At 58.0% G+C, this 22,656-nt stretch carries 23 protein-coding genes and 1 pseudogene; 14 read left to right on the top strand and 10 right to left on the bottom strand.

The annotated features are described in order from the left end of the window. The first annotated feature begins 106 nt into the window (after window positions 1-106). Both AC1DIH_RS07690 and AC1DIH_RS07685 read left to right on the top strand, forming a co-directional pair. A pseudogene (locus AC1DIH_RS07690) lies at window positions 107-347 on the top strand (type II toxin-antitoxin system RelE family toxin). Then, on the top strand, window positions 328-654 hold the full coding sequence (locus tag AC1DIH_RS07685) for a helix-turn-helix domain-containing protein (protein WP_019689429.1): 327 nt from the start codon (window positions 328-330) through the stop codon (window positions 652-654). The pseudogene AC1DIH_RS07690 and the gene AC1DIH_RS07685 overlap by 20 nt, the downstream one beginning before the upstream one ends. A 130-nt stretch (window positions 655-784) precedes the next feature. On the opposite strand, the gene AC1DIH_RS07680 is transcribed toward AC1DIH_RS07685, so the two are convergent. The 3 genes from AC1DIH_RS07680 to AC1DIH_RS07670 form a co-directional block, all read right to left on the bottom strand. Then, complete coding sequence (locus AC1DIH_RS07680; RefSeq protein ID WP_054593274.1) at window positions 785-1,129, bottom strand: hypothetical protein; 345 nt, start codon at window positions 1,127-1,129, stop codon at window positions 785-787. Window positions 1,130-1,492: 363 nt separating this feature from the next. Continuing rightward, on the bottom strand, window positions 1,493-1,684 hold the full coding sequence (locus AC1DIH_RS07675) for a hypothetical protein (protein WP_427528267.1): 192 nt from the start codon (window positions 1,682-1,684) through the stop codon (window positions 1,493-1,495). Window positions 1,685-1,872: 188 nt separating this feature from the next. Further along, a complete protein-coding gene (locus AC1DIH_RS07670; RefSeq protein ID WP_427528269.1) occupies window positions 1,873-2,193 on the bottom strand; it encodes a YbjQ family protein in 321 nt (106 codons plus the stop codon). Window positions 2,194-2,309: 116 nt separating this feature from the next. On the opposite strand from AC1DIH_RS07670, the gene AC1DIH_RS07665 reads away from it, so the two are divergent. Further along, a complete protein-coding gene (locus tag AC1DIH_RS07665) occupies window positions 2,310-2,504 on the top strand; it encodes a hypothetical protein (protein WP_477771245.1) in 195 nt (64 codons plus the stop codon). A gap of 33 nt (window positions 2,505-2,537) precedes the next feature. On the opposite strand, the gene AC1DIH_RS07660 is transcribed toward AC1DIH_RS07665, so the two are convergent. Continuing rightward, window positions 2,538-3,527: an SDR family oxidoreductase gene (locus AC1DIH_RS07660; protein ID WP_477771244.1), complete on the bottom strand. Its 990-nt coding sequence runs from the start codon at window positions 3,525-3,527 to the stop codon at window positions 2,538-2,540. A gap of 94 nt (window positions 3,528-3,621) precedes the next feature. On the opposite strand from AC1DIH_RS07660, the gene AC1DIH_RS07655 reads away from it, so the two are divergent. After that, on the top strand, window positions 3,622-4,527 hold the full coding sequence (locus AC1DIH_RS07655) for a LysR family transcriptional regulator (protein ID WP_477771243.1): 906 nt from the start codon (window positions 3,622-3,624) through the stop codon (window positions 4,525-4,527). 129 nt (window positions 4,528-4,656) lie between these two features. Here AC1DIH_RS07655 and AC1DIH_RS07650 read toward each other — a convergent pair whose 3' ends face one another. Then, window positions 4,657-4,995, bottom strand: coding sequence for a hypothetical protein (locus AC1DIH_RS07650; RefSeq protein WP_477771242.1), 339 nt, complete (start codon window positions 4,993-4,995; stop codon window positions 4,657-4,659). 276 nt (window positions 4,996-5,271) lie between these two features. On the opposite strand from AC1DIH_RS07650, the gene AC1DIH_RS07645 reads away from it, so the two are divergent. After that, window positions 5,272-5,850: a DUF4337 domain-containing protein gene (locus tag AC1DIH_RS07645; protein WP_477771241.1), complete on the top strand. Its 579-nt coding sequence runs from the start codon at window positions 5,272-5,274 to the stop codon at window positions 5,848-5,850. A gap of 51 nt (window positions 5,851-5,901) precedes the next feature. Here the strand turns inward: AC1DIH_RS07645 and AC1DIH_RS07640 are convergent, their stop codons facing one another. Then, on the bottom strand, window positions 5,902-6,237 hold the full coding sequence (locus tag AC1DIH_RS07640) for a hypothetical protein (protein WP_477771340.1): 336 nt from the start codon (window positions 6,235-6,237) through the stop codon (window positions 5,902-5,904). A gap of 309 nt (window positions 6,238-6,546) precedes the next feature. Here AC1DIH_RS07640 and osmE point away from each other — a divergent pair, with 309 nt between their 5' ends. From osmE to AC1DIH_RS07620, 4 genes are all read left to right on the top strand, one after another. After that, window positions 6,547-6,912: an osmotically-inducible lipoprotein OsmE gene (gene osmE, locus AC1DIH_RS07635; protein ID WP_477771240.1), complete on the top strand. Its 366-nt coding sequence runs from the start codon at window positions 6,547-6,549 to the stop codon at window positions 6,910-6,912. Window positions 6,913-7,143: 231 nt separating this feature from the next. Continuing rightward, entirely contained in the window at window positions 7,144-7,530 is a 387-nt protein-coding gene (locus AC1DIH_RS07630) for a hypothetical protein (RefSeq protein WP_477771239.1), read from the top strand. Between the two features lie 302 nt (window positions 7,531-7,832). Then, window positions 7,833-8,516, top strand: a complete 684-nt coding sequence (locus AC1DIH_RS07625) for a response regulator transcription factor (protein ID WP_477771238.1) — start codon at window positions 7,833-7,835, stop codon at window positions 8,514-8,516. Further along, window positions 8,494-9,873 (top strand): sensor histidine kinase, encoded by a 1,380-nt coding sequence (locus AC1DIH_RS07620; protein ID WP_477771237.1) that lies wholly within the window; start codon window positions 8,494-8,496, stop codon window positions 9,871-9,873. Before AC1DIH_RS07625 ends, AC1DIH_RS07620 begins: the two co-directional genes overlap by 23 nt. 73 nt (window positions 9,874-9,946) lie before the next feature. Here the strand turns inward: AC1DIH_RS07620 and AC1DIH_RS07615 are convergent, their stop codons facing one another. Beyond that, window positions 9,947-10,357, bottom strand: a complete 411-nt coding sequence (locus AC1DIH_RS07615; RefSeq protein WP_477771236.1) for a PA0061/PA0062 family lipoprotein — start codon at window positions 10,355-10,357, stop codon at window positions 9,947-9,949. 77 nt (window positions 10,358-10,434) lie between these two features. Beyond that, entirely contained in the window at window positions 10,435-10,839 is a 405-nt protein-coding gene (locus tag AC1DIH_RS07610) for a PA0061/PA0062 family lipoprotein (protein ID WP_477771235.1), read from the bottom strand. A gap of 225 nt (window positions 10,840-11,064) precedes the next feature. Between AC1DIH_RS07610 and AC1DIH_RS07605 the strand changes: the two genes are divergently transcribed. Genes AC1DIH_RS07605 through AC1DIH_RS07595 form a run of 3 tightly spaced genes read left to right on the top strand, consistent with a single transcriptional unit; the run spans window position 11,065 to window position 16,862 of the window. Further along, window positions 11,065-14,298 (top strand): efflux RND transporter permease subunit, encoded by a 3,234-nt coding sequence (locus tag AC1DIH_RS07605; protein WP_477771234.1) that lies wholly within the window; start codon window positions 11,065-11,067, stop codon window positions 14,296-14,298. Next, on the top strand, window positions 14,288-15,454 hold the full coding sequence (locus tag AC1DIH_RS07600) for an efflux RND transporter periplasmic adaptor subunit (protein ID WP_477771233.1): 1,167 nt from the start codon (window positions 14,288-14,290) through the stop codon (window positions 15,452-15,454). Before AC1DIH_RS07605 ends, AC1DIH_RS07600 begins: the two co-directional genes overlap by 11 nt. Continuing rightward, entirely contained in the window at window positions 15,438-16,862 is a 1,425-nt protein-coding gene (locus tag AC1DIH_RS07595; protein ID WP_477771232.1) for an efflux transporter outer membrane subunit, read from the top strand. The genes AC1DIH_RS07600 and AC1DIH_RS07595 overlap by 17 nt, the downstream gene beginning before the upstream one ends. Before the next feature lie 160 nt (window positions 16,863-17,022). Here the strand turns inward: AC1DIH_RS07595 and AC1DIH_RS07590 are convergent, their stop codons facing one another. Next, window positions 17,023-18,588: a methyl-accepting chemotaxis protein gene (locus tag AC1DIH_RS07590; RefSeq protein ID WP_477771231.1), complete on the bottom strand. Its 1,566-nt coding sequence runs from the start codon at window positions 18,586-18,588 to the stop codon at window positions 17,023-17,025. Between the two features lie 360 nt (window positions 18,589-18,948). Here AC1DIH_RS07590 and phaR point away from each other — a divergent pair, with 360 nt between their 5' ends. Continuing rightward, window positions 18,949-19,482 carry a polyhydroxyalkanoate synthesis repressor PhaR gene (gene phaR / locus AC1DIH_RS07585; protein ID WP_427528304.1) on the top strand — a complete coding sequence of 178 codons (534 nt, stop codon included), beginning with the start codon at window positions 18,949-18,951 and terminating at the stop codon, window positions 19,480-19,482. A gap of 35 nt (window positions 19,483-19,517) precedes the next feature. Here the strand turns inward: phaR and phaP are convergent, their stop codons facing one another. Next, entirely contained in the window at window positions 19,518-20,081 is a 564-nt protein-coding gene (gene phaP / locus AC1DIH_RS07580; RefSeq protein WP_054593289.1) for a TIGR01841 family phasin, read from the bottom strand. A 251-nt stretch (window positions 20,082-20,332) separates the two neighbouring features. Here phaP and AC1DIH_RS07575 point away from each other — a divergent pair, with 251 nt between their 5' ends. Further along, on the top strand, window positions 20,333-22,651 hold the full coding sequence (locus tag AC1DIH_RS07575) for a DUF3141 domain-containing protein (protein WP_477771230.1): 2,319 nt from the start codon (window positions 20,333-20,335) through the stop codon (window positions 22,649-22,651). Window positions 22,652-22,656 lie beyond the last annotated feature (5 nt).

Raw genomic sequence — 22,656 nt, 5'->3', positions numbered from 1 at the left:
GATCACGACCTAGGGTGTGTAGTGAGCGCAAGGGAAGCGCCACGCGGTAACTTATAGAAATATAAGAAAACCATTGCATAACTTATGGAAGACTTATTAAGCTCTCATGAACGAAATCTACTGGACCCGCAAAGCCGTAAAGCAACTGCTCAGGGTACACACGGAGCACCGGGTGCAAATCCGCGATGCCGTAACGCAACTGGACAATCAACGTCAAGGCACTGGCCCTGCACAATTGCGGGTATCGCCTGAGAGTCGGTAGCTACCGGGTTCTGTTTGACTGGGACGGCTCGGTCCAGGTAGTCAGCATTCAAGAGGTCAAAAAACGTGACGAACGCACCTACTGACATACAAATCATCAACGGCCCGGACGGTGAGCCGGCCTTTGTGGTCATCCCCTACCAGCAATATGTCGCTCAACACGGCGGCACCGAGCTGATTCCTCATCAGGTGGTCAGCCGTATTGTCGACGGTGCCACCCCTATTCGCGCCTGGCGCGAACACTTGAACCTGACGCAGGAAGAAGTGGCAAAGCGAATGGGGATATCACAACCTGCGTTCGCCCAACAGGAAGCGGTGAACAAACCGCGCCGCGCCACTCGGGAAAAGATCGCCATGGCGTTCGGGATCAGGGCTGATCAGCTGGAGTTGTGAAGTCCGGGGCACTGCAGGCTCTGGATTCAGGTAGCGCACTGGCATGGGGTGCCAGGGATCGAGTCACCCAATCGAAAAAGCCCGGCAATTAGCCGGGCTTTTTCAAATCGTATCGCTGGAATCAGTGCGCTTACTTGCCCATGAGCGCGCCGCCGGCTGCGCCACCAAGGCCAGCACCGATGGCGGAACCGGTCTTGCCGCCCAGCGAGTTGCCGATGACCGAACCACCTGCTGCACCTACACCACCGCCGATTGCTGCTTTAGCGCGATGGCCCTTTTTCGCGCCGGCAGCACTGCCTGCCGCGCCTGCAACGCCTGCACCGATCGCCGCGCCGGTGCTGCCACCGAGCTTCTGACCGACCACATTACCCAGCGCACCACCCAAGCCGCCGCCGAGCGCTGCGCTGCCATCACCGGCCATTGCGCCTTGAGCGACCAGAAGACCCAGAACCAGAGCAGGCAAAGTTAAACGCATGACATGAACCTCAAAAAGGGTACTGATTAGTAAAAAACCGGATGCTTAAAAAGGCCGTCGATTCTGTCACAGAACCGGCCCAACCCTCATGAGCTCGAGGGTTGGACAGTTTATACGCAAAGAGTTTTATCGCAGGCAAAAAAAAGCCCGCTGGGGAGACGGGCTAATGGAATTGCTTTTTAACGGATGAGTTGAGCCTACGGATATGCTTGTGAAAGAAGCGTGAAAGAAACGCCCGAAAATCAATAATGTTGATACCGCGCATGACACGTCGCACGCCCCACTAACCTCCTGCACCACGCCACACGCTCAGACACCTCACAAAAAACCCCGCTCGATGGCGGGGTCAGTCTAATTTTTCGATTACTTGCGTACAGGCGCTGAGATCTTGGGCATGAACGGCTTTGCGGTGGTTTTTGTCATCGCTGGCAGCCTGGCCTTGCCCGGCTTGGTCGGTGTTTCACCAAACCCCGCCACATAATCCGTCTGGCCACATTGCACACAATTGTTGACCGGATACTCAGCGCCATCATCTTCAATGTAAGCATTGCTCATCTATCAGTCCCTCCAGACAGATCGATACCGGCAAGCAACTGATTGCCTAAAGAAATACCGACCTCAAGGTTTTTGAGACTAGCCGGTCATTCCAGGACAACTGATTCAAATGCGCAACACCCGACGAACGGCCAGGAAAAGCCTCAGACCTCGTCGACCTGTTTCTGACAGATAAAACATCAGTCAGCCTACTTGAGCGTCACTGCCGTTCCCGTCACGAACACCATCAGCATACTGCCCCTGCCGGAGGGCATACTGATCTCGAAGTCCACCCCGACCACCGCATCCGCCCGCAGACTCTGTGCACGCTCCTTGAGCTCTTCCGTTGCCTGGGCTCGCGCCTCCTTCAACGCCCTTTCCAACGTCTGGGAACGCCCGCCGAAGAAATCCCGCATTCCGGCGAACATATCCCGCACAACGTTGATGCCCTGCACGGATTCGGCGCTGACAATGTCCAGGTAGGCTGCGATCTGACGGCCTTCGATGGATTGGGTGGTGGTTATGATCACGTGGCATTCCTTTATTGACTGAGTATCAGCCATGCTGCTGGCTGAAGCTGGAGAGACATACATACTAAGGACTAAGTTCATCCCGCGGTTTTGATGTTGGGTGCACAGGAGGTCGTATGACGGTATTTTTGCTGCTGTACCTATGCACTGACGCCTCCCGTACTGACTGCCAGGTGATACCCGTGGAACACTGGGTACACGCTGATGCTTACAAACAATGCATGGCTGCAGCCAAAAAGCTGACGATCGATCTCACCGCCAAGAATCGAAAGAGCAATTACTTTGTCTGCGAAACTCAAGTCAATCAGTGACCGTCAATGGAGACACCTGTTAGCGCTCCTGCATCAGGAATAAGTCGCCAAGCCATCTCGACAGATACACCCCATGCCCAGCAACGCCGCTTCGACAGCCTCATCCAACGGCGTATGCGGCTCGCGCCCCAGCACCTCGATCAATCGCGCATTGTCCATCTGTACCGGCGTGCGCCACAAATAACGCATTTCCAGCATTTCACGGAAGGTCACGACAAAAGGCGAAGCCAGCGTCAGCAACCACCACGGGAACGCTGTCACACGCGGCTTCATGCCTGTGTGCCGATTAACAACACGCTGGATAGCACCGCTCATACAGGTACCGTCGGTGTCCAGATGACCGGCCATATGAAAGCTTTCGAAGGCGTGAAGTGAGGTGCGGCGCTCCAGCAACTCGACCATGGTCCGCGCAACGTCAGGCAGATAGGCCCACTGGTGAGCAACGCCCTGCTCACCTGGATAACTCACTGCGTTGACGGGCCTCCCCGGCTTGATCAAGCCCATGGAAAACCAATTGCTACCGGCTCGCGGCCCGAAAAAATCCCCGGCGCGAACGATCAGCGCACGAGCCCCGTTGTCGGCAGCCTTGCGCAAGCGTTGCTCCATCTCCACCCGAATAGCGCCTTTTCGGGTAAGCGGCTGCTGTGGTGAGTCTTCATGCACTACCGGAAAAGCATCAGGGCCGAAGTTATAAACCGTGCCGGGCAGCACGATGGTTGCACCCTCGGCCACGGCCGCAGCGATGGTGTTGTCGAGCATCGGCAACACCAGCTCCGGCCATCGACGATAGCGCGGCGGATTGACCGCATGCACAATCACCGAACAGCCCTTCGCGGCCTCGATAACGTCTTGCCGATTCAACGCATCGCCGCGCAACCACGTGATGCCCGCGTGTTGATTGACGGCCGTTTCGAGATGACGTGTTAGCGCGCGCACCTCCCAACCGGCATCTTTCAATTGACGCGCCACCTCCCCGCCAATCCCGCCTGTCGCTCCCAGTACCAGCACTTTATTGCTGCTCATGCCCGCCACCTCAAGGTTATAGAGGGCTTGATCCTGAGCGAACGGACGCTATAGATAAATTGCAGAAGATCAGCGTGACGCTATACATTTATGCATGGCATCAAATATCGGTTGGGAGCTCTATCGATCCTTCCTGGGTGTGCTCAATGAAGGATCGCTGTCGGGCGCGGCGCGCTTGCTCGGCATCACACAGCCAACGGTCGGCCGGCACATCGCCGTGCTCGAAAAAGCGCTGGACGTGGTTTTGTTTACACGATCACAAACAGGGTTGATGCCCACCGAAGTGGCACTGACCCTGCGCGCCCACGCACAAACCATGGAAAATACAGCGGCCTCGATTGAGCGAGCAGCCTCAAGTCAGGGCGCGACAGTACAGGGGATTGTCCGTATTTCAGCCAGCGACGTGATTGGCGTCGAGGTGTTGCCGCCGATCATCACCCGGCTTCGCCAACAACACCCGGCATTGAAAGTGGAACTCGTACTGACTAACCGCGTGGTGGATCTCTTGCAGCTGGAAGCGGACATCGCCGTGCGCATGATGCGCCCCCGCCAAGAGCAGCTGGTGGCACGTCGGATCGGCCATATCGAACTCGGGCTGCATGCACACGCCGAGTACTTGAGCCAACATGGCATGCCGCGCGACCTCAACGAACTGGCCAGCCATTCGATCATCGGCTACGACCAGCCGAACGCCTTTATCCGCAGCATCAGCAAGTCCATCAAAGGCATTGACCGCCAGCTCTTCTCACTGAGCAGCGACAGCGATCTGGCGCAGCTGGCATTGATACGCGCGGGGGCCGGTATCGGCTTCTGCCAGGTTCCGCTGGCCAAGCGTGATGCAGCATTGCAACGCGTGCTGTCGACGTCGTTTTCGCTGGGATTGGAAACCTGGGTCACCATGCACGAGGACTTGCGCAACAGCCCGCGATGCCGCACGACCTTCGACGCATTGGTTGAAGGGTTGCAGCACTATGCCAATCCGGACGCTCTGGATTATTGAATTGCCAAAGGGGACGGCTTACCTGGTGTAGCTTTTAATAAGCACTGACGTTGCTGGCGTACTTCAAATCGCAACTGGCAAACCCTGCTCGCGCAGAATTCACCAGCCCTCAGCACAATATCCGACGGGTTAAGCTTTGGTGTTGATGAGCTCGCCGGTTATCTGCCCATTGCCATTCACAACCCCGGTAGCAGGTGCTTTGGACGGCGTTGCAGCACCTGAGTGCAGGTGTTTGTGTTGGTGTTTTTGCATCAATAGTTGAGCTTGATGATCACCATGCCCAGCCTCTTGGGCAGTTTGTGCTGCGGTCTCGTTGGCTTCTTTCGATGCTGCCGCAACGTTACCGGCAACGCTGGTGGAGCTGGTGGATGCAGTTGCCTGATCCGCTTGCGCCTTGGGCTGACTTTGGGCAGAACTGAGCCCGTTGATAGTCACTGGGTTGGAAGCCGAAATTGCTCCGATGGACATAGGTAACTCCTGAATAAGTGGATTACACACGCGTGAATCGTTAAGGCGATTGGCGTCAACGTTACCCTTTGAGTCCTGCCCTTTGCCTGTACCTCCTCACTCTCAGCCAACGGCGCCGCAGAGCTTGGGTTTCGGGTTGTAGGGTTACCGTCGGATAGAGGTGAAAACTTCGTGATTTCCCGAATAAATAATCCGAAAGCGGCGCATTGAAATAGCGCCTTTGTCAAATACTGCCGTTACAATTTGACACTTATTCACTCCCCAAAGACCAAAGTCATGACTGAAGACTTCGAAGTCCCCAGCCCGCACGAAAAGCATCTGGAACACGCTACCGAGCACGCCCAGGCCCGTGGAGACAATTTTGCCAGCAAGATAGCGGTGATGACCGCGATCATGGCAACCATCGGTGCCATGCTCAGCTATCAGGCGGGCTCCACCGAGAGCGAAGCGGCCATGGACAAGAACAACGCCGCCATCAAGAAAACCGAAGCCTCCAACGAGTGGAATTACTACCAGGCGAAATCCAGCCGACAAAACCTCTCTGAACTGGCGATTCACATCCCAGGCCTCGATGCCGCGCACTACACCGCCGAAGCGCAACGCTACAAGACCGAAAAGGAAGCCGTGCGCAAGAAAGCGGAAGAACTCGAAGCAGAAGCTCGCGAGTGGGATGCAAAATCAGAATTGGCATTGCACCAGCATCACCGTTGGGCACAGGCCATGACGGCGATTCAGATTGCCATATCACTGGCAGCGATCACCTTGTTGACGCGCAAGGAATGGCTGAAACGGATGGCGTACAGCGCAGCAGGCATTAGCGTCGTGCTGGGTTCGCTGGCGTGGTTGCATCTATAGGTTTTTTGAGAGGGGGCGACGTCAGTTCCCCCCGCCACCCTGACTTATGAGCTACAAACAGTCGTGCACCGACTTCATCAGCGCGCTGGATTTGGCCCACGGTGGACCTTGATACAGCGATATGCGGCTCCCATTCTTGTACTTCACGATATCCAGCGTCTCATCGGCCGTCACAACACTTGGCGCAGTAATCCTGTAGCCGTTTGAAATCGTAACCTGGGTGGTTTTAGGGATCGCACGCTGCCAGGCCGGCAGAACGCACTGCGCGTACTCCTTGGGAACCTTGGCAGTGATTTCACTGACATTCGGTTCACCCGGCACCAAGGAGGCCGGCAACGAGCACCCAGCCAACGCTGCAACAGCAAGCGCACCTATCAAAACTCGCATAATTGTTCTCTGCAATAAAATGTGGCAAATGTAACGCGAGGCCGGGTAGACATCCAGCGTAATTAAGGGAACGCACTGTTGCATTATTGAGAACAAACCTATCGAAAAGGAACGCTTTCGCGTATTTCTGAAAGTCGCTCTGCTTCTTTTCGCAAACCCCGCCACGCGTGGGCTTTCTGTCATCTGCCCTTCCCTCGCACGTCATTGCCTCAGCCCTGAGGAAATTTGGCGTGCACCGCCGAACTCGACTTTACTTTTATTGATGCACCCAAGAGTTTCTTCGCGACACTCACTTTCGGGAGCCCCGTCATGAACACCCGTCTATTCGCACTGGTCGTCGCGCTGTCCGCGGTGGCTGGATGCAGCTCCGAGACATCGGTCTATCGAGAGCAACCGCTGGTCGCAAAGGTAGAAATGGGCATGAGCAAGGATCAAGTCCAGCAAATCGGCGGCAAGCCTTTATCAATCAGTGATCGCACCGTCGAGCCCGGCACCTGCTTTGACTACATGCTCACGCAGGCCGGCCAAAAGCACACGTTCAATGTCAGTTTTGATGGTCGAGGCAAAGTCGACCACAAGAGCTTCATGACGTGTGCGGAATGGAGTCATATGCAGCAAAAGGCCAGAGAGCCATCTGGCGGTACGGGCGGCGGGATGGGTGGTGGCGGTTATTAGCCTATGACAGCCCTTGCCCTCACGGACTTCTACCTCCCTCCCCGACATCAGTTCAACCGTATTTCGTCGCGGAGTCGTTGACGCGCCCCTTTTTGGGGCGTGGAATATTCTGGATCTGTTGACGTTTGGTGGCGAACCGGGTCGCGATGCCCTACGTCAAATGGGCCGCCGTCGCGGTCATCACAAAACATCAATAGCCCCTGATGCAACAGATGTCGGGAGGATTTCCACATGGCTAAAATCAATGTTCTAGCTGGTGATTTTCTTCATGGAGTGGGGGTGTACGAATCCGGTGTCGTCAGTATCGAGACAGCGCTCTATCCGTGGCCTGGTATCAATGTCCCGGTAACGGATATCAAACATATTAATGTCGTCAACCAAACCCCGATCGAACTGACACAATGCCCCGCCGGAATGGGCTTGGCCGCTGCGATGGCTTTAGCACCCACCTGGTCCGTGACAGACACCGCCATGACCCGGGCTGATGCAGAGGTAACGTTCTGGATTGAGCTCAGGGATGGCAGGAAAATGCTCTGCCTGACAGATATCGCCACCTATCGCCACCTGGATGCGGGATGCTCGCGGCCCATCTTGGGGTACGATCAAGATGAGAGGTGAAAATAGCCAACGGCAGCCTGATGATCAAAGGCGAAAAGATCGTGCAGATTAAAGCCGAATAAGCCGGTGATAGCCCCCCTTGCCGGGAAACCGGCAACAGGCTTAATCAGATGGTCACCTGAACACCCTGCGAGGGCTAGCTTTCGCAGGGTGTTTTGTTTTCAGGCGGGATGACTCGAGTGCGCTGATCAACTGCCAGCCTGCTCCCTCCGCAAACCAACATGAAATTTTCATCAGGAAGCCAGGCAATTTTTATTGGCAAAATTGGACATCCGGTAATGTCTTTTCATTAGGTAACCGATATGTCCCGTATTTTGACCATAGAAGATGATGCCGTTACGGCAAAGGAAATCGTGGCCGAGTTACAAAGCCATGGATTTGAGGTGGACTGGGTGGACAATGGCCGTGAAGGCCTGGTGAGCGCGGTCAGTGGCAATTACGATCTGATCACGCTCGACCGTATGCTCCCCGAGCTCGATGGCCTGGCCATTGTCACCACACTGCGTACCATTGGCGTGGTGACGCCCATCCTGATGATCAGCGCCCTCTCCGATGTTGACGAACGCGTACGCGGTCTGCGCGCCGGCGGTGACGACTACCTCTCCAAGCCGTTCGCCACCGACGAAATGGCCGCGCGTGTCGAAGTGCTGCTGCGGCGCAAAAGCCCGGTCAGGGAATTCGAAACCACCCTTAGAGTCGCCGATCTGGAACTCAACCTGATCAGTCACGAAGCCATTCGCGACAATCAGCCGCTGAATCTGCTGCCCACCGAATACAAACTGCTGGAATTCATGATGCGCAATCCGGGACAAGTTCTCTCGCGGATGATGATTTTCGAAGAAGTATGGGGTTATCACTTCGACCCGGGAACCAACCTGATCGACGTGCATATCGGGCGCCTGCGCAAGAAGATCGACCCTCCCGGCATGACTCCCTTGATCCGGACGATACGAGGCTCGGGCTATGTCATTGCTGACCCCCTCTAAAGGCTGGAGCTCTTCGACCAGTCGCTTGCTGGCGCTCTACAGTACGTTGTTCGTGATCTGGAGCGGCGTCCTGATGGGCGGGCTCTATTACGAAGTTTCCGGTTACATGAACCGTCTGGCCAAACACTCGTTGATGCAGCGCCAGCACCTGCTCTCGCGCTTTCAAGGCGATCAACTGATCGAAGCGCTGACCACCAGCATGCAGTTCGATATGCCGAACGTGGATGCCTTTGGGGTATTCGACAGGCAAAAAAAACCGCTGAACGGAGCGATCAGGAAAATACCTGCACAACTGCCTCTGGACGAGCGGATTCACGAGTTGAACAGCTGTGTAGATTCCGACGATCCGGCGCTGCCGCAGTCCAGCTGTTATGCCATCGCGACCCACATCCAGAATGACCGCTGGCTGGTTCTGGTTCGGGATAACGGTTCATTGCTCGCAGTCACCCTGATCATTTGGCATGCGCTGCTCTGGGGTATTTCCCTGACCATCATTCCCGGCATCGTTGCCTGGCAACTGTTGCGCCGCCGCCCACTGCACCGGATTCGCGCGATTCAGGCCAGTGCGCAATCCATTGTCGCCGGCAAACTGACCCAACGCCTGCCGCTGTCGGATCGACGTGACGAACTGGATATGCTCGCGGCTATCGCCAATGCCATGCTGGAACRAATCGAGCGGTTGCTGAATGAAGTCAAAGGTACATGCGACAACATTGCCCATGACTTGCGCACCCCCCTCACCCATATACGGACGCAGCTCTACCGCATTCAACAACAAGCCAGTGAAGGTTCGCCGCAGGCCTTGCAAATGAACAAGGTCATTGCCGAAGCCGATACGTTGATGGCGCGCTTTCACGGCCTGCTGCGCATCTCTGAACTGGAAGATCATCAGCGTCGCTCCGAGTTCATCCAGTTCGATCCAATGACGTTGTTGAAGGAGGTTCACGACTTCTATTTGCCGCTTGCCGAGGAGCGCCAACTCACTCTGCTGTTGCAGCTACCGCAATCGCTGCCGTCCCTGGACGGCGACCGGGCATTGCTGTTCGAAGCGCTGGCCAACCTGCTGAGCAATGCGATCAAGTTCACACCGCATGGCGGTGAGGTCATCCTCAAGGCCGTCAGTCATGAAGGCAGCACACGGATTGAAGTGTTGGACTCCGGCCCGGGAATTCCTCCCGCTGAACGAGAGGCGGTATTCCAGCGGTTCTATCGCTGCGACAGCACTCACCAGCAGAGCGGCTTCGGACTGGGGCTATCGATTGTTGCAGCGATCATCGATCTGCACGGGTTCAGACTGGAGGTCGGAACCCGTGAGCATGGAGGCGCTCGACTGATTCTGGATTGTCGTCCCGATTAGATCCGGTTCGGGCAAAACCTTAGTGCGCCGATCTGGCCAGTTTCAGTCGCGCACGACGGCCCCCTGGAAGGGTTTACCCCGGCATGCATCTAAAGTCGCCAGTCTGTGCGACTTGCTGACCGTGGGAGTCCTCCAGACGTGCAGTGACTTCCTGCCCCAGGCTCGACTCCACCAGTGTGTAGTGTTCGCCCGCCTTGAATTGGTTGTAGTGGACCTCGCCTTGGCAGTCCTGCTGGTTCGAGTCACCACTCGGGATCTCGAACAGCGTCACGGCCAGATCATGAGCCCCGGGGGTCACTTCGAAAAAGCGTCCGTCATCGATAYGTTTGCCATCCACCCGTTCCGCCAGCATGTCATTGGGTGCCTCATCCCGAAGCCCGATCCAGGCCATGCCCGGATCAGGTTTTGGCATCGGGCCGGCACAGGCGGACAACAGACAGGCCACGCTCAGGCCAGGAATCAGCAGCAGTTGTTTAAGTGTCATCGAATGACTCTCTCTCATGTAAAAAACACAGACCCCGGCATGCCTGCAGGTCAATCACCAATCGTTGGAAAGCTGGCCTACAAACACTTGAAGCGGTCGCTTTGCGCGACTTGCTTGCCGTGGGAATCCACCAGGCGGGCGCTGGCGGACTGCCCCTCGCTCGACGTATTTATCTGGTAATGCTCACCTGCCTGAAAGTCGCTGTATTGAAGATGCCCCATGCAAGTGGGCTCAACCGAGTTGCCATCTGCCCCGGTCAGCAGCGTCATCTGCAGACGATGAGCGCCAGGCTTGACCTCGAAATAGCGACCATCGTCGACTCGCCGGCCATCGACCCGATCCGCCAGCAAACTGCTGCTCGAGGGTTGTTGCAGACCAATCCAGGCATCGCTCGGATCGGACTTGGGAACCGGCCCCGCACAGGCGGACAACAGGCAGACCAGACCAAGACCTGGAATCAGTAACAGGGGTTTGAATGTCATTGAAAAAAACCTCGCAAATGACAGCCGATGTCGTCGGCAGGGTTGAAAGCAGCCCATCGGCTTGAGCATCAGAGTGGCGAGACAGGCAGGTGCAGACAAATGAATCCAGGTGAAAGGATTTTCAGGAAATCGGTAAAAATTTCTTCATCCCGATGAAGGCAAATTGTTAGTTTGCAACCGCAAGACTGCCGAGGATTGCAACTCAACTCCTCGGAGGTTTACGGCATGCTCGGGCTGGTAAAGACTGCACTGCTAAAGCCCTACACGTTTATCGTGCTGGCAATTTTCATCTGCATCATCGGGCCCATGGCTGCGCTGCGCACACCGACCGATGTCTTCCCTGACATCGGCATTCCGGTGATTGCGGTGGTCTGGCAATATAACGGACTGGCCCCGCAGGATATGGCCGGACGGGTGATCTATACCTATGAGCGCTCCCTGAGCACCACGGTCAACGACATCGAACATATCGAGTCGCAATCGCTGCCGGGCATGGGCATCGTCAAGATTTTCTTCCAGCCAGGCGTCGATATCCGTACCGCCAATGCCCAGGTTACGGCGGTGTCACAGACAGTCCTGAAACAGATGCCCCCGGGGATTACCCCGCCGCTGGTCCTGAACTACAGCGCCTCCACGGTGCCAATCCTGCAGATGGCGTTCTCCAGCCCGACCCTGTCGGAAGCGAAAATTCGCGACCTGGTGCAGAACAGTATCCGCCTGCCACTGACCTCGGTCCCGGGCTTGGCGATTCCCACTCCCATGGGCGGCAAGCAGCGCCAGATCACCCTCGACCTCGACCCTCAGGCGCTGGCCGCCAAGGGGCTCTCGGCGCAGGACGTGGGAAACGCGTTGGCGGCTCAAAACCAGATCATCCCGGTGGGCACCGCCAAGCTCGGCCCCAATGAATACACAGTGCTGCTCAACAACAGCCCGCAAGCCATCGACGAACTCAACGACCTGCCGATCAAGACGGTCGACGGCGCGCTGATCACCATCGGCCAGGTGGCCCACGTGCGTGACGGCTCACCGCCACAGACCAATATCGTGCGAGTCGACGGCCGACGCGCCGTGCTGATGCCTGCGTTGAAGAACGGCAACATCTCCACCCTGTCGATCATCGACGGCATTCGCCAGATGCTGCCACGCATCAATGAAACCCTGCCGCCATCGCTCAAGACTTCACTGCTGGGCGATGCGTCGGTGTTCGTCAAACAGTCGGTGGGCAGCGTAGCCCGGGAAGGCATCATCGCCGCCTTGCTGACCAGTGCGATGATCCTGCTGTTTCTAGGCAGCTGGCGTTCGACCCTGATCATCGCTGCCTCAATTCCGCTGGCGGTGCTGTCGGCCATCGCCCTGCTGGCCGCCAGCGGCCAGACCCTGAACGTCATGACCCTTGGAGGGCTGGCGCTGGCGGTGGGGATTCTGGTGGACGATGCCACGGTGACCATCGAGAACATCAACTGGCATCTGGAACAAGGCAAGGCGGTGAAGACCGCGATCCTCGACGGTGCGAAACAGATTGTCGGTCCGGCCTTCGTGTCGCTGCTGTGTATCTGCATCGTGTTCGTGCCGATGTTCCTGCTGCAGGGCATCGCCGGATACCTGTTCCGGCCGATGGCCCTGGCAGTGATCTTCGCCATGGCCAGTTCGTTCATCCTCTCGCGGACACTGGTGCCAACCCTCGCGATGTTCCTGCTCAAACCCCATGTGCCCGAGCAAGGTCCGGGGCATCACCCGGAAGATGAATTCATCAATCATCATGAAGGTGAACATCACCACACGCCTCGCCATCCGTTGCTGCAAGCGCTGCTGAATTTCCAGCAGGGGTTCGAACAGCGATTTTCCAACCTGCGGGACACCTACTACGGACTGCTGGAACTGGCTCTGGAATACCGCAAGCGATTCCTGCTGGGGTTTCTGGCCTGTGTCCTGGCTTCCTTTGCGCTGCTACCGAGCCTGGGCCAGGACTTTTTCCCGGTCACCGACGCCGGTGCGCTGTCCTTGCATGTGCGCTTGCCGCTGGGCACGCGGATCGAGGAAAGCGCTGCGGCCTTCGACCGGATCGAAGCACGCATTCGCGAGATCATTCCGGCCGGGCAACTGGACACGATCGTCGACAATATCGGTATTCCGCTGAGCGGTATCGACATGGCCTACAGCAACAGCGGCACCATCGGTCCCCAGGACGGTGACATTCAAGTCACCCTAAAAGCGGAACACAGCCCCACCGCCGACTACGTGAAGCGGCTGCGCGAGGCCTTGCCCGAAAGCTTCCCCGGCAGCCATTTCGCTTTTCTGCCAGCGGACATCAGCAGCCAGATCCTCAACTTCGGCGCACCGGCACCGCTGGACGTGAAAATCTCCGGCCCCGATAGCGACGCCAACCGTGCCTACGCGGTGGAACTGGAGCGACGCCTGCAACATGTGGCCGGTATTGCCGACCTGCGAATCCAGCAGTCCACCGGTTATCCGTCGCTGCAAGTCAAGGTCGACCGACTGCGGGCCAATGGCCTGGGCATCACCGAACGTGACGTGACCAACAGCATGGTCGCGTCCCTGGCCGGCAGCTCCCAGGTCGCGCCGAGCTTCTGGCTAAACCCGGCCAACGGCGTGTCGTATGGAGTGGTCGCGGCCACCCCGCAATATCGCCTGGACAGCCTGCCATCGCTGGAAGCCTTGCCGGTCACCGGCAGTGACGGTCGCTCGCAGATCCTCGGCGGCTTGGCGAACATTTCCCGGGGGCAGAGCGAGGCGGTCGTCAGTCACTACAACGTTATGCCGACCCTGGACCTGTACGCCAACGTGCAGGGCCGTGACCTCGGCGGCGTGGCCAAGGACATCCAGAAAATTCTGGACGACACCGCTTCCTTGCGACCCAAGGGTTCGGTGATCAGCCTGCACGGGCAAATCGACGCCCTGCATGAAGCCTTCAGTGGGCTGAGCTTCGGCTTACTGGGTGCGGTGGTGCTGATTTATCTGCTGATCGTGGTCAACTTTCAGTCCTGGGTCGATCCGTTCGTGATCATCACCGCCCTGCCCGCAGCGCTCGCCGGGATTGTCTGGATGCTCTTTCTCAGTGGCACCTCGTTATCGGTGCCGGCTCTGACCGGGGCAATCCTCTGCATGGGGGTGGCTACCGCCAACTCGATTCTGGTCGTCAGCTTCTGTCGCGAACGCCTGGCGGAACATGGCGATGCCCTCAAGGCGGCGCTGGAAGGCGGCTACACGCGCTTTCGCCCGGTGTGCATGACGGCCCTGGCGATGATCATCGGCATGCTGCCGCTGGCCCTGTCCGAAGAACAGAACGCGCCACTGGGCCGCGCCGTCATCGGCGGCCTGATCCTCGCGACCACTGCCACTCTACTGTTCGTTCCGGTGGTGTTCAGCCTGGTCCACGGACGTCAATCTCGCGCTATTGCTGAAGAAAATTTTGCTGGAGAAAGCTCTCATGTCGCCTGATCAAAAACCGTCGCGCAAACGCCTGATGCTGGTGGGCATCGGAGGCCTGACCCTGGCCGCGCTGCTGGTCGCCAACGGCCTGGTCGCCCGTACCCGCCATGAACAAGCCGTAGCCGCCTGGACCGAAACGGCAGCCATGCCCTTAGTCAGCGTGTTCCAGCCGCAACAGAACGTGCACGGCGACAGCCTGCGTCTACCGGCCCATCTGGAAGCCTGGAGCAAGGCACCGATTCATGCCCGGGTCAGCGGCTACCTCAAGGACTGGAAAACCGACATTGGCACTCAGGTCAAAGCCGGGCAGATCCTGGGCGAAATCGACAGCCCGGACCTTGATCAACAAGTCGCACAGACCCATGCACGGCTGATCCAGGAGCAAGCCAACGCACGCCTTGCCGAAACCACCGCGACCCGCTGGCAAAACCTGCTGGCGACGCATTCGGTGTCGCGTCAGGAAGCTGATGAAAAACGCTCCAATGCAGCAGCAGCCAGGGCCAACGCTCAGGCTGCCGCCGCCGATTACGCCCGGCTCTCGGCGCTGGAAGACTACAAAACCATCCGTGCGCCATTCGCCGGGACCATCACCGCCCGCAACACCGATATCGGCCAATTGATCAAGGCTGACAGCGACAGCGATCCGGAGCTGTTCGACATCGCCGACACTCATCAACTGCGCCTGTATGTGCCGGTGCCGCAGAACTACGCCAGCGTCATCCGCCCCGGCATGCAAGCCCAATTGATCGTGCCGGAACACCCCGGCCAGCACTTCAGCGCCAGACTGATCGGTGAATCCACCGCCGTCGACCGCCTATCCGGGACCTTGCTCGCACAGTTTGTCGCCGACAACCCCGACGGGGCGTTGCTGCCCGGCGATTATGCCGAAGCCACCCTGCAGATTCCGGCCGACACTCATGGTGTGAGCATTCCCGCCAGCTCGCTGATCTTCCGCGCCCAAGGCACTCAAGTGGCAGTACTCGACCGGGATAACCGTGTGCACTTGCGCGATATTCATATCGGTCTGGACCTGGGCGCACGGCTGGTCATTGACCAGGGCTTGAAGCCTGCCGACCGTGTCGTCGACAACCCGCCGGATGCGTTGCGTGAAGGCGACACCGTACAACTGGCCGACGCCGGAGGTACTCATGCGCCCAAGGCTTGAGCCTCTCGCCGCAGTGCTGGCCATGGCGCTGGCCCTGCAGGGCTGTTCACTGGCGCCAAGCTACAAGGCGCCGCCGATCGACTTGCCCGCGCAATACCGCGAACAGACCAGCGACGGTCCCTGGCACATGGCCAAACCCGCCGAACAGCTGTCTTCGCAATGGTGGCAGTTGTACCAGGACCCGCGCCTGGACAAACTGCAACAGCAACTGCTCAAAGCCAACCCGGACCTGGCGGCAGCCCTCGCGCACTTTGATGCGGCGCAGGCTTATGCCGGCCAACTGCATGCCGGGCTGTTCCCACAGGTCACCGCCAGTGCGCAGCCGCTGCGCCAGCGCCAGTCGGACAACCGGCCATTACGCGGGGCCACCCAACCGTCGGTGTACAACAGCAATACCGCAGGCTTTGCACTGAGCTTCGACCTCGACCTGTGGGGGCGCATTCGCAACCAGGTGGCCGCCGGCGATGCCCAGGCCCAGGCCTCTGCCGACGACCTAGCCGCCGCTCGTTTGAGCCTGCAACATCAACTGGCAACGCTGTATGTCCAGCTCAATGGCCTTGATGCCCAGAGCAAGATCCTCACCAGCTCCCTCGATGATTACAGCCAGGCCCTGCAGCTGACCCGCGACCGCTATCAGGGAGAAATCGCCTCGGAACTCGATCTGACCCGAGCCCAGAGCCAACTGGCCGAGGCCAAGGCGCAACTGGACGATGTCCGCGCGCAACGCAATCTGACCGAACATGCGATCGGTGAGCTGGTTGGCCAACCGGCCAGTGATTTCCATCTGGACGCAAACAGCCAGGCCCTGAATCTGCCATCGATACCCGGCGCGCTTCCGAGCAGCTTGTTGCAACGGCGCCCGGATGTCGCAGCAGCCGAGCGAAGAGTCTTTGCCGCCAACGCCGGAATTGGTGTCGCCCGAGCGGCCTGGTACCCGGACTTCAGCCTGACGGGGCTGCTCGGAGGGCAAACCGCCGGCAGCGGCAATCTGCTGGCTGCCGGCAACCGCTATTGGGCGCTTGGGCCGTTGGTCAATCTGCCGATTTTCGACGGCGGTCGCCTGGATGCCAACGAGCGCCAGGCCAAGGCCGAGTTCGAAGAAGCGGCCGCCCATTACCGCAGCCAGGTGTTACGAGCGGTACGCGAAGTCGAAGACAACCTCGCGCAAATGCGTGACCTGCAGCGTGAGGCTGAGGATGAGCAGGCCGCGGTCAACGCCGCGCAAACGACCCAGGCATTAGCCATGAACAGCTACGAAGCCGGGGCCGTGAATTATCTGGATGTGGTGACCGCACAAACCGCCGCCCTTCAAGCGCAGCGACGCTTGCAGGATCTACAGACCCGGCAATTGCAGGCGAGTGTCGGGTTGGTCGTGGCACTGGGAGGGGGCTGGAGCAACTCAGACTGAAACCGATCGGCAACCCATCACTCATCACCCGGTGAGAATCAATCCATGGAACTCCACCGCGCAATCCAATCGAACCTGCCCTGTGCGCGTCTTGTGCCACGCCAATCCCACCTGCTTCGGGATCAGCGTGGCACTGTTGCCATACGCAAAGAGAGGCAGGTTATCGATTGAACCGCTCGACCAGTGAGTACTGAGTCGCCGCCGTTTTAGTCAGCTCGTTGCTGAGCTCTGCCGAGTGATGGGCTTGCTCTGAGGTCTGATCTGCCAGGTGAGCAATGGTGCTGATATTGCGGCTGATTTCCTCAGCGACGGCGGTTTGCTCTTCGGTCGCAGCCGCAATCTGCGTGGTCATGTCGGTGATATTGGCTACCGCTTCACTGATACCCACCAACGCCCGGTCTGCCTCAAGCACCCACGCCACGCCCTCTTCGGCCTGACGATGACCGTTTTCCATCGTCTGCACAGCGTTATTGGAGGACGCCTGGAGCTTGGTGATCAGGCCATGGATCTGTGTCGTTGACTCGGACGTGCGCTGCGCCAGCTGACGAACCTCGTCAGCCACCACGGCGAAGCCTCGACCCATATCGCCAGCACGTGCCGCTTCGATCGCGGCATTCAGGGCCAGCAGGTTCGTTTGATCGGCAATGCCCTTGATCACGTCGACGACTGTTCCGATTTCAGTGCTGTCCTTGGCCAACTGCGCCACCGTTTGCCCGGTTTCACCGACCACGGCGGAAAGACGCTCAATGGCTTCGCGGGTGTCTCTGGCCACATCGCGTCCGCGCCCGGTCAGCTGGTTAGCCTCCTGGGTGGCGTCAGCGGTGCGCTGGACATGGCTCGCGACTTCCTGCGTGGTCGCCGCCATTTGATTGACCGCGGCGGACACCTGCTCGGTTTCGACACGCTGGCGATCAAGACCTTGTGAGCTATCGGACGCCAGAACGTTGGATCTTCCGGCAAGCCCGCTGAGTTGCTCTGCGGTGTCTTGAAGACGCGTCAGGCAGGTCTTCAGGCGCGCGTCCTGACTGACAAAGGCCGTTTCCAATCGTGCTTGAGTCCCGCGCTCATCGCTGTACATCTGTGCGATGAGTTGGTCGGACGTGGAAGGTTCAGCCATCTGCAACAGACGCAGCGTGCTTTGCTTTTGCCAGCGGGACGTCATCAAGCCGAGTGGAATCGAGACACCTGCCGCGACGACAAAAGCCAGCGTGGAATTGAGGAACATCCCTCCCACAGTGCCCACCAGCCCCATAACCAGATACGGCAGGCAATCCTCGAGGACAGGTTGCCACTTGTCTCGAGTGGGAATGGCCGGTTTTCCCTGACTGATGCGCTTGTAGAGGGCTTCGGCGCGGCGGATCTGTTCGGCGGTAGGTTTGACCCGGACCGACTCAAAACCAACCACTTGGCTGCCTTCAAAAATCGGTGTGACGTAAGCGTTGACCCAGTAGTGATCACCATTCCTGGAGCGGTTCTTGACGATCCCCATCCAGGGATTGCCTTGCTTGAGAGCCCCCCACATATGGGCAAAAACGGCGGGTGGCACATCAGGATGGCGAACGATGTTTTGAGGGGCGCCAATCAGATCGGCCCGGTCGAAACCACTGATCTCGACGAAGGCGTCATTGCAGTAAGTGATGACGCCTCGGGCATCGGTTGTCGAGATCAGTTTTTGTTGAGGTGCAAGCGCGATTTCACGTTGTGTAACGGGTTGGTTGTTTCTCATTCCTGCTGCTCCCTGTGTCCTGTAATAGTGCCATCGGCAGGCATCAGGAAAAGGTTAGCTGTGTTTTCTTAAAAAATCCTTTAATAACAATGAGTTGCATTATTTCAGCTTGATTGAATTGGATCCAAAACAGTATGTCTCCATATCGTCGAATACTCTGGATAAATAGCGATTCAAACAGGCTGGAGACGTTCACGGACGACCTGAAAGCTCGCATCATCTCTAACAACGCGGAATGAGATATCAACCCTGCCCACCGAATATTTGCGAGCGCGTGCCGCGTGAGGCGACGCATGGGAGTAGCAGTGGTCAGAGTAGGATAAGATGCCTGTAAATCAGGCTCGCCATGAGTAGCCCCGCATGACAGATAACAGTCGGAACACCACCCGTCTGATCAAGAAGTACCCGAATCGCCGTCTATATGACACGCACACCAGCAGTCATTTGACCCTTGCGGATATCCGCCAGTTGGTCGTCGATAAAATCCCGTTCGAGGTGGTCGACGCCAAGACCGGCGAGGATCTGACCCGAAGTATTTTGCTGCAGGTCATTCTGGAAGCCGAAAGTGGCGGTGAACCGATATTCTCCAGTGAGATGCTCATGGGGATCATCCAGTTCTACGGTCCCTACCAGAGCGTCCTCGGCAGCTACCTGGATAAAAGCATCCAGACAGTCATCGACATCCAGTCCCAGACCGGAGCCCAGTCCTCTGAAGCCTGGAGCGAGTTCATGCACCAGCAAGCACCGGTCATGCAGGATTTGATGCGCCAGTATGTCGACCAGTCAAAAGCTCTCTACCTGAACACTCAGAACCTCTTCGGCCTGTTCGGCGGCATGGCACCCGGCAAGCCAGGTGCCGGTGGCGGGACGAAAAAAAATGGCGATGGGGAGTAAACCCATCGCCATCCGTTCAACCGCTCTAATGTGACTTACTTGCTGCCGCTTGTGGCCTTGGCACCTGGAGCGGCTTTGCCGGCTGCTGCGGTCGCTGCCTCAAAACCGCTCTGGGCAACGTCAGCAGCCTGTTTTACGGCTTTCTGTGCACTTTCAAAAACGGTACCGGCATTCGCCAGCGACGACTTGAATGCGGCCACAACAGGCTCGGAGCCAGCCGGTGCATTCTTGCTGATCACGTCAACGAACTCTTGCACCTGCTGGGTACCCGCCTCGACCTGACGCGAGGCCAGCTTGGTGATTTCCGAGTGGGTGCCGACAATCAACGCTTGCACTTGGCGATTGAACTCAGCCAGGCGTTCGGCTTGCACATTTGGCTGGGTGAAAGAAGCCTGGAGCTCAGCGAACCCTTGTGGATCACGGACTGCCAGCAGTTTGCGGAAGACCTCGAACTGCTCCTCGGTGGAGGCCTGCAGTGTCTTGAACTGCAGTTGGCTGAGCTGTTCAACACTGGAGAAGATTTTGCCGCTGATTTGCTGCAGGAGGTCTAGGTTGGCCTTCTGAGCGTCTTGCAATTTTTCCGAGTTGAAAAAAGACATGCTTGAATCTCCTGATTCTGAAAGGCCGACATGGGCCAGAGGACGCGATAGCGATCCTGCCGGTCATCGCGCTGGATTTAATATTGCAGTGCACAATTTTTTTTGGCAATGGTTTTTTGTGCATCGCACAAAAATTTTTCCACCACTGCTGATATTCGCTATAGACTCCTGACATCAAGCGGACAGCCTGTCTCTCATTCATCAATGAGCCGCAGGCCGCTGCTTCGCATGCATAACCTCAGGAGATCACCATGGGCCAGGAAGATATTATTGCATCGCAATATGAAAAACCTTTCTCTCAACGCGGCCTGTTTGAACACCTGAGTCATCTGCAGCGCCTCAATACGCTGAACATCCTTGGTGCTTTGCGCCAGCGCCAGGAAAAAACCCTCGCGCCGCTGAAGCAGGGTCAACTCAGACAACCTACGCCCGCTGAATGGCAGGAATATGTCACCGACCTTGGCCAACGCTGCCTGTTGTTCTGGGACACCTTGCGCCAGCGCGGCGACAATACGCTGGCCCATGAACGCGCCGGGTATCCGCTGCTGCTCAAGTTCGATCATGAAACCCTGATCGCAGGCGCCGATCTCCCGCGCCCGGTCAACTATTCACTGCTGCGAATCCTCCTGGGCCCCGAGCAAAAAATCGACAGCAATGGCCAGCCGGTGATCATCATTGACCCACGCGGCGGCCATGGCTCGGGAATCGGCGGTTTCAAACAGGATTCGGTATTAGGCGAAAGCCTCAGAGCCGGCCACCCCACGTATTTCATCTCTTTCAGCCACTCACCACAGCCTGGGCAAACCCTGGCCGATATCGTCGAAGCCCAGGCCCGGTTCATCGAGGTCGTCAGCGCCCTTCACCCAACCAACAGCAAGCCGATCATTATCGGCAACTGCCAGGCCGGCTGGGCCTTAATGGGATTGGCGGCAACACGGCCGGAACTGCCGGGATTGATCATTATCAATGGTGCCCCCTTGTMGTACTGGGCCGGTGTCAATGGACGCAATCCAATGCGTTACACCGGTGGCCTGCTGGGTGGCGGCTGGATGGCTCGCCTGGGCAGCGACTTGGGCAATAACCGTTTCGACGGCACCTGGCTGGTCAGCAATTTCGAAAACCTGGACCCGGCCAACACCTATTGGGGCAAGTACTACCAGTTGTTCAGCCAGATCGACAGTGAGGCTGCGCGCTTTCTCGACTTCGAACGCTGGTGGGGCAGCCCGACCCTGCTCAATGGCGAAGAGATCGAGATGATTGTCGATGACCTATTCATCGGCAACCGGTTGTCCGGCGGACTTGGCCGCAAGAGCTCCGGTATTGACCTGAAACGGATCGAAGTACCGGTGGTGGTTTTCTGCTCCTACGGCGACAACATCACCCCTCCCCAGCAAGCGTTGAACTGGATCGCCGATGTCTATCCCAGCGATCTCGCTTTGCATGATGCAGGACGTACCATCGTCTACCTGCGACACGCCAGCATCGGCCATTTGGGCATCTTTGTTTCCGGCAAGGTGGCGCGGCGTGAACACCGTGGATTGCTCGGTGCAGTCGAAGCCATCAGTGCGCTGCCGGCAGGGCTATACGAAATGCTGATCGACGATCTACCGGCCCCCTCAGGCAGCGGTGACGTGCAATACAGCGTGAGTTTCGAATCAAGGCGAATCGCTGATATCCATGATGACGTCGAGCCAGCCCGTGATGACGATCGTGAATTCTCTCTGGTGGAGCATGCCTCTGAAATCAACAGCGAGTTTTACGACGGGTTCATACGCCCGTGGCTGCGTCAGGTCGTCAACGAGCCCATTGCCGAACTGATGCGCAGGATGCACCCCTTCCATCAGCAGCAAGTGCTATGGAGCAGCCTGAATCCGGCGCTGTGGTGGTTAGCCGGGGCCGCCTCCCAAGTGTGCAGTGATCGTCGTCCCGCACGCCAGGACAACCCGTTGCTGGCGTGGCAGGAGCTGTTCTCCAACCAGCTACAAGACGCCCTGAATACTTATCGCGATGTGCGTGACGCCACTCAGGAGCTGTGCTTTTACGGAATCTACGGCGCACTGGGCGCCCTCACCAGCAACCACCCGGTGCGAAATCTCCAGGCACATGCCGACCAGCAGGACCAGGTCCTGATCGAACGCCTGCAGGATGCGCTGCCCCACGGCGGCCCCCTGGAAGCGTTGGTGCGGATTCTGTTTTTGCTGGGCCGCGACAGCGACAAGGCAGGCAAGGAAAGCATAGAGAAACTGATCCAGCAGGTGCACTTGCTGGTTCAGGACTACAGCACTGAACCCACAACCCTGCGCGAAGCCATCCGATTGCAGAACCTGCTGGTTTTTGCCCACCCGCAAGAAAGCTTGCGCAGCCTGCCCTTGTTGCTACCCGAGGCCAAGGAACGCCAACAGGTGCTGACCGCCGTTGGGCAATTAATGCCTGAATTGCTCACGACCGCTGGAACCGAAGGCGAATTCTGGCGTGAGCTGCACACGCTGCTCGAAGTCCCCCTGCCCGCTCCCACCATCGTCGTTAAAGCCCCAAAGCGTAAAGCGACAAAAGGTCCAAAGCCTCAATGACCCTC

The sequence above is a fragment of the Pseudomonas sp. 05N36 genome (genome assembly GCF_056397385.1).
This window is presented reverse-complemented; position numbering and strand designations above follow the sequence as displayed.

Bases quoted from the DNA above. Each gene is read 5' to 3' on its own strand.
- AC1DIH_RS07605 (WP_477771234.1), top strand. From the start codon at position 11,065: ATGCTCGGGCTGGTAAAGACTGCACTGCTAAAGCCCTACACGTTTATC.
- AC1DIH_RS07600 (WP_477771233.1), top strand. From the start codon at position 14,288: ATGTCGCCTGATCAAAAACCGTCGCGCAAACGCCTGATGCTGGTGGGC.
- AC1DIH_RS07630 (WP_477771239.1), top strand. From the start codon at position 7,144: ATGGCTAAAATCAATGTTCTAGCTGGTGATTTTCTTCATGGAGTGGGG.
- AC1DIH_RS07660 (WP_477771244.1), bottom strand. From the start codon at position 3,527: ATGAGCAGCAATAAAGTGCTGGTACTGGGAGCGACAGGCGGGATTGGC.
- AC1DIH_RS07665 (WP_477771245.1), top strand. From the start codon at position 2,310: ATGACGGTATTTTTGCTGCTGTACCTATGCACTGACGCCTCCCGTACT.
- AC1DIH_RS07650 (WP_477771242.1), bottom strand. From the start codon at position 4,995: ATGTCCATCGGAGCAATTTCGGCTTCCAACCCAGTGACTATCAACGGG.
- AC1DIH_RS07655 (WP_477771243.1), top strand. From the start codon at position 3,622: ATGGCATCAAATATCGGTTGGGAGCTCTATCGATCCTTCCTGGGTGTG.
- AC1DIH_RS07645 (WP_477771241.1), top strand. From the start codon at position 5,272: ATGACTGAAGACTTCGAAGTCCCCAGCCCGCACGAAAAGCATCTGGAA.
- AC1DIH_RS07640 (WP_477771340.1), bottom strand. From the start codon at position 6,237: ATGCGAGTTTTGATAGGTGCGCTTGCTGTTGCAGCGTTGGCTGGGTGC.
- phaR (WP_427528304.1), top strand. From the start codon at position 18,949: ATGACAGATAACAGTCGGAACACCACCCGTCTGATCAAGAAGTACCCG.
- AC1DIH_RS07625 (WP_477771238.1), top strand. From the start codon at position 7,833: ATGTCCCGTATTTTGACCATAGAAGATGATGCCGTTACGGCAAAGGAA.
- osmE (WP_477771240.1), top strand. From the start codon at position 6,547: ATGAACACCCGTCTATTCGCACTGGTCGTCGCGCTGTCCGCGGTGGCT.
- AC1DIH_RS07675 (WP_427528267.1), bottom strand. From the start codon at position 1,684: ATGAGCAATGCTTACATTGAAGATGATGGCGCTGAGTATCCGGTCAAC.
- AC1DIH_RS07610 (WP_477771235.1), bottom strand. From the start codon at position 10,839: ATGACATTCAAACCCCTGTTACTGATTCCAGGTCTTGGTCTGGTCTGC.
- phaP (WP_054593289.1), bottom strand. From the start codon at position 20,081: ATGTCTTTTTTCAACTCGGAAAAATTGCAAGACGCTCAGAAGGCCAAC.
- AC1DIH_RS07590 (WP_477771231.1), bottom strand. From the start codon at position 18,588: ATGAGAAACAACCAACCCGTTACACAACGTGAAATCGCGCTTGCACCT.
- AC1DIH_RS07680 (WP_054593274.1), bottom strand. From the start codon at position 1,129: ATGCGTTTAACTTTGCCTGCTCTGGTTCTGGGTCTTCTGGTCGCTCAA.
- AC1DIH_RS07595 (WP_477771232.1), top strand. From the start codon at position 15,438: ATGCGCCCAAGGCTTGAGCCTCTCGCCGCAGTGCTGGCCATGGCGCTG.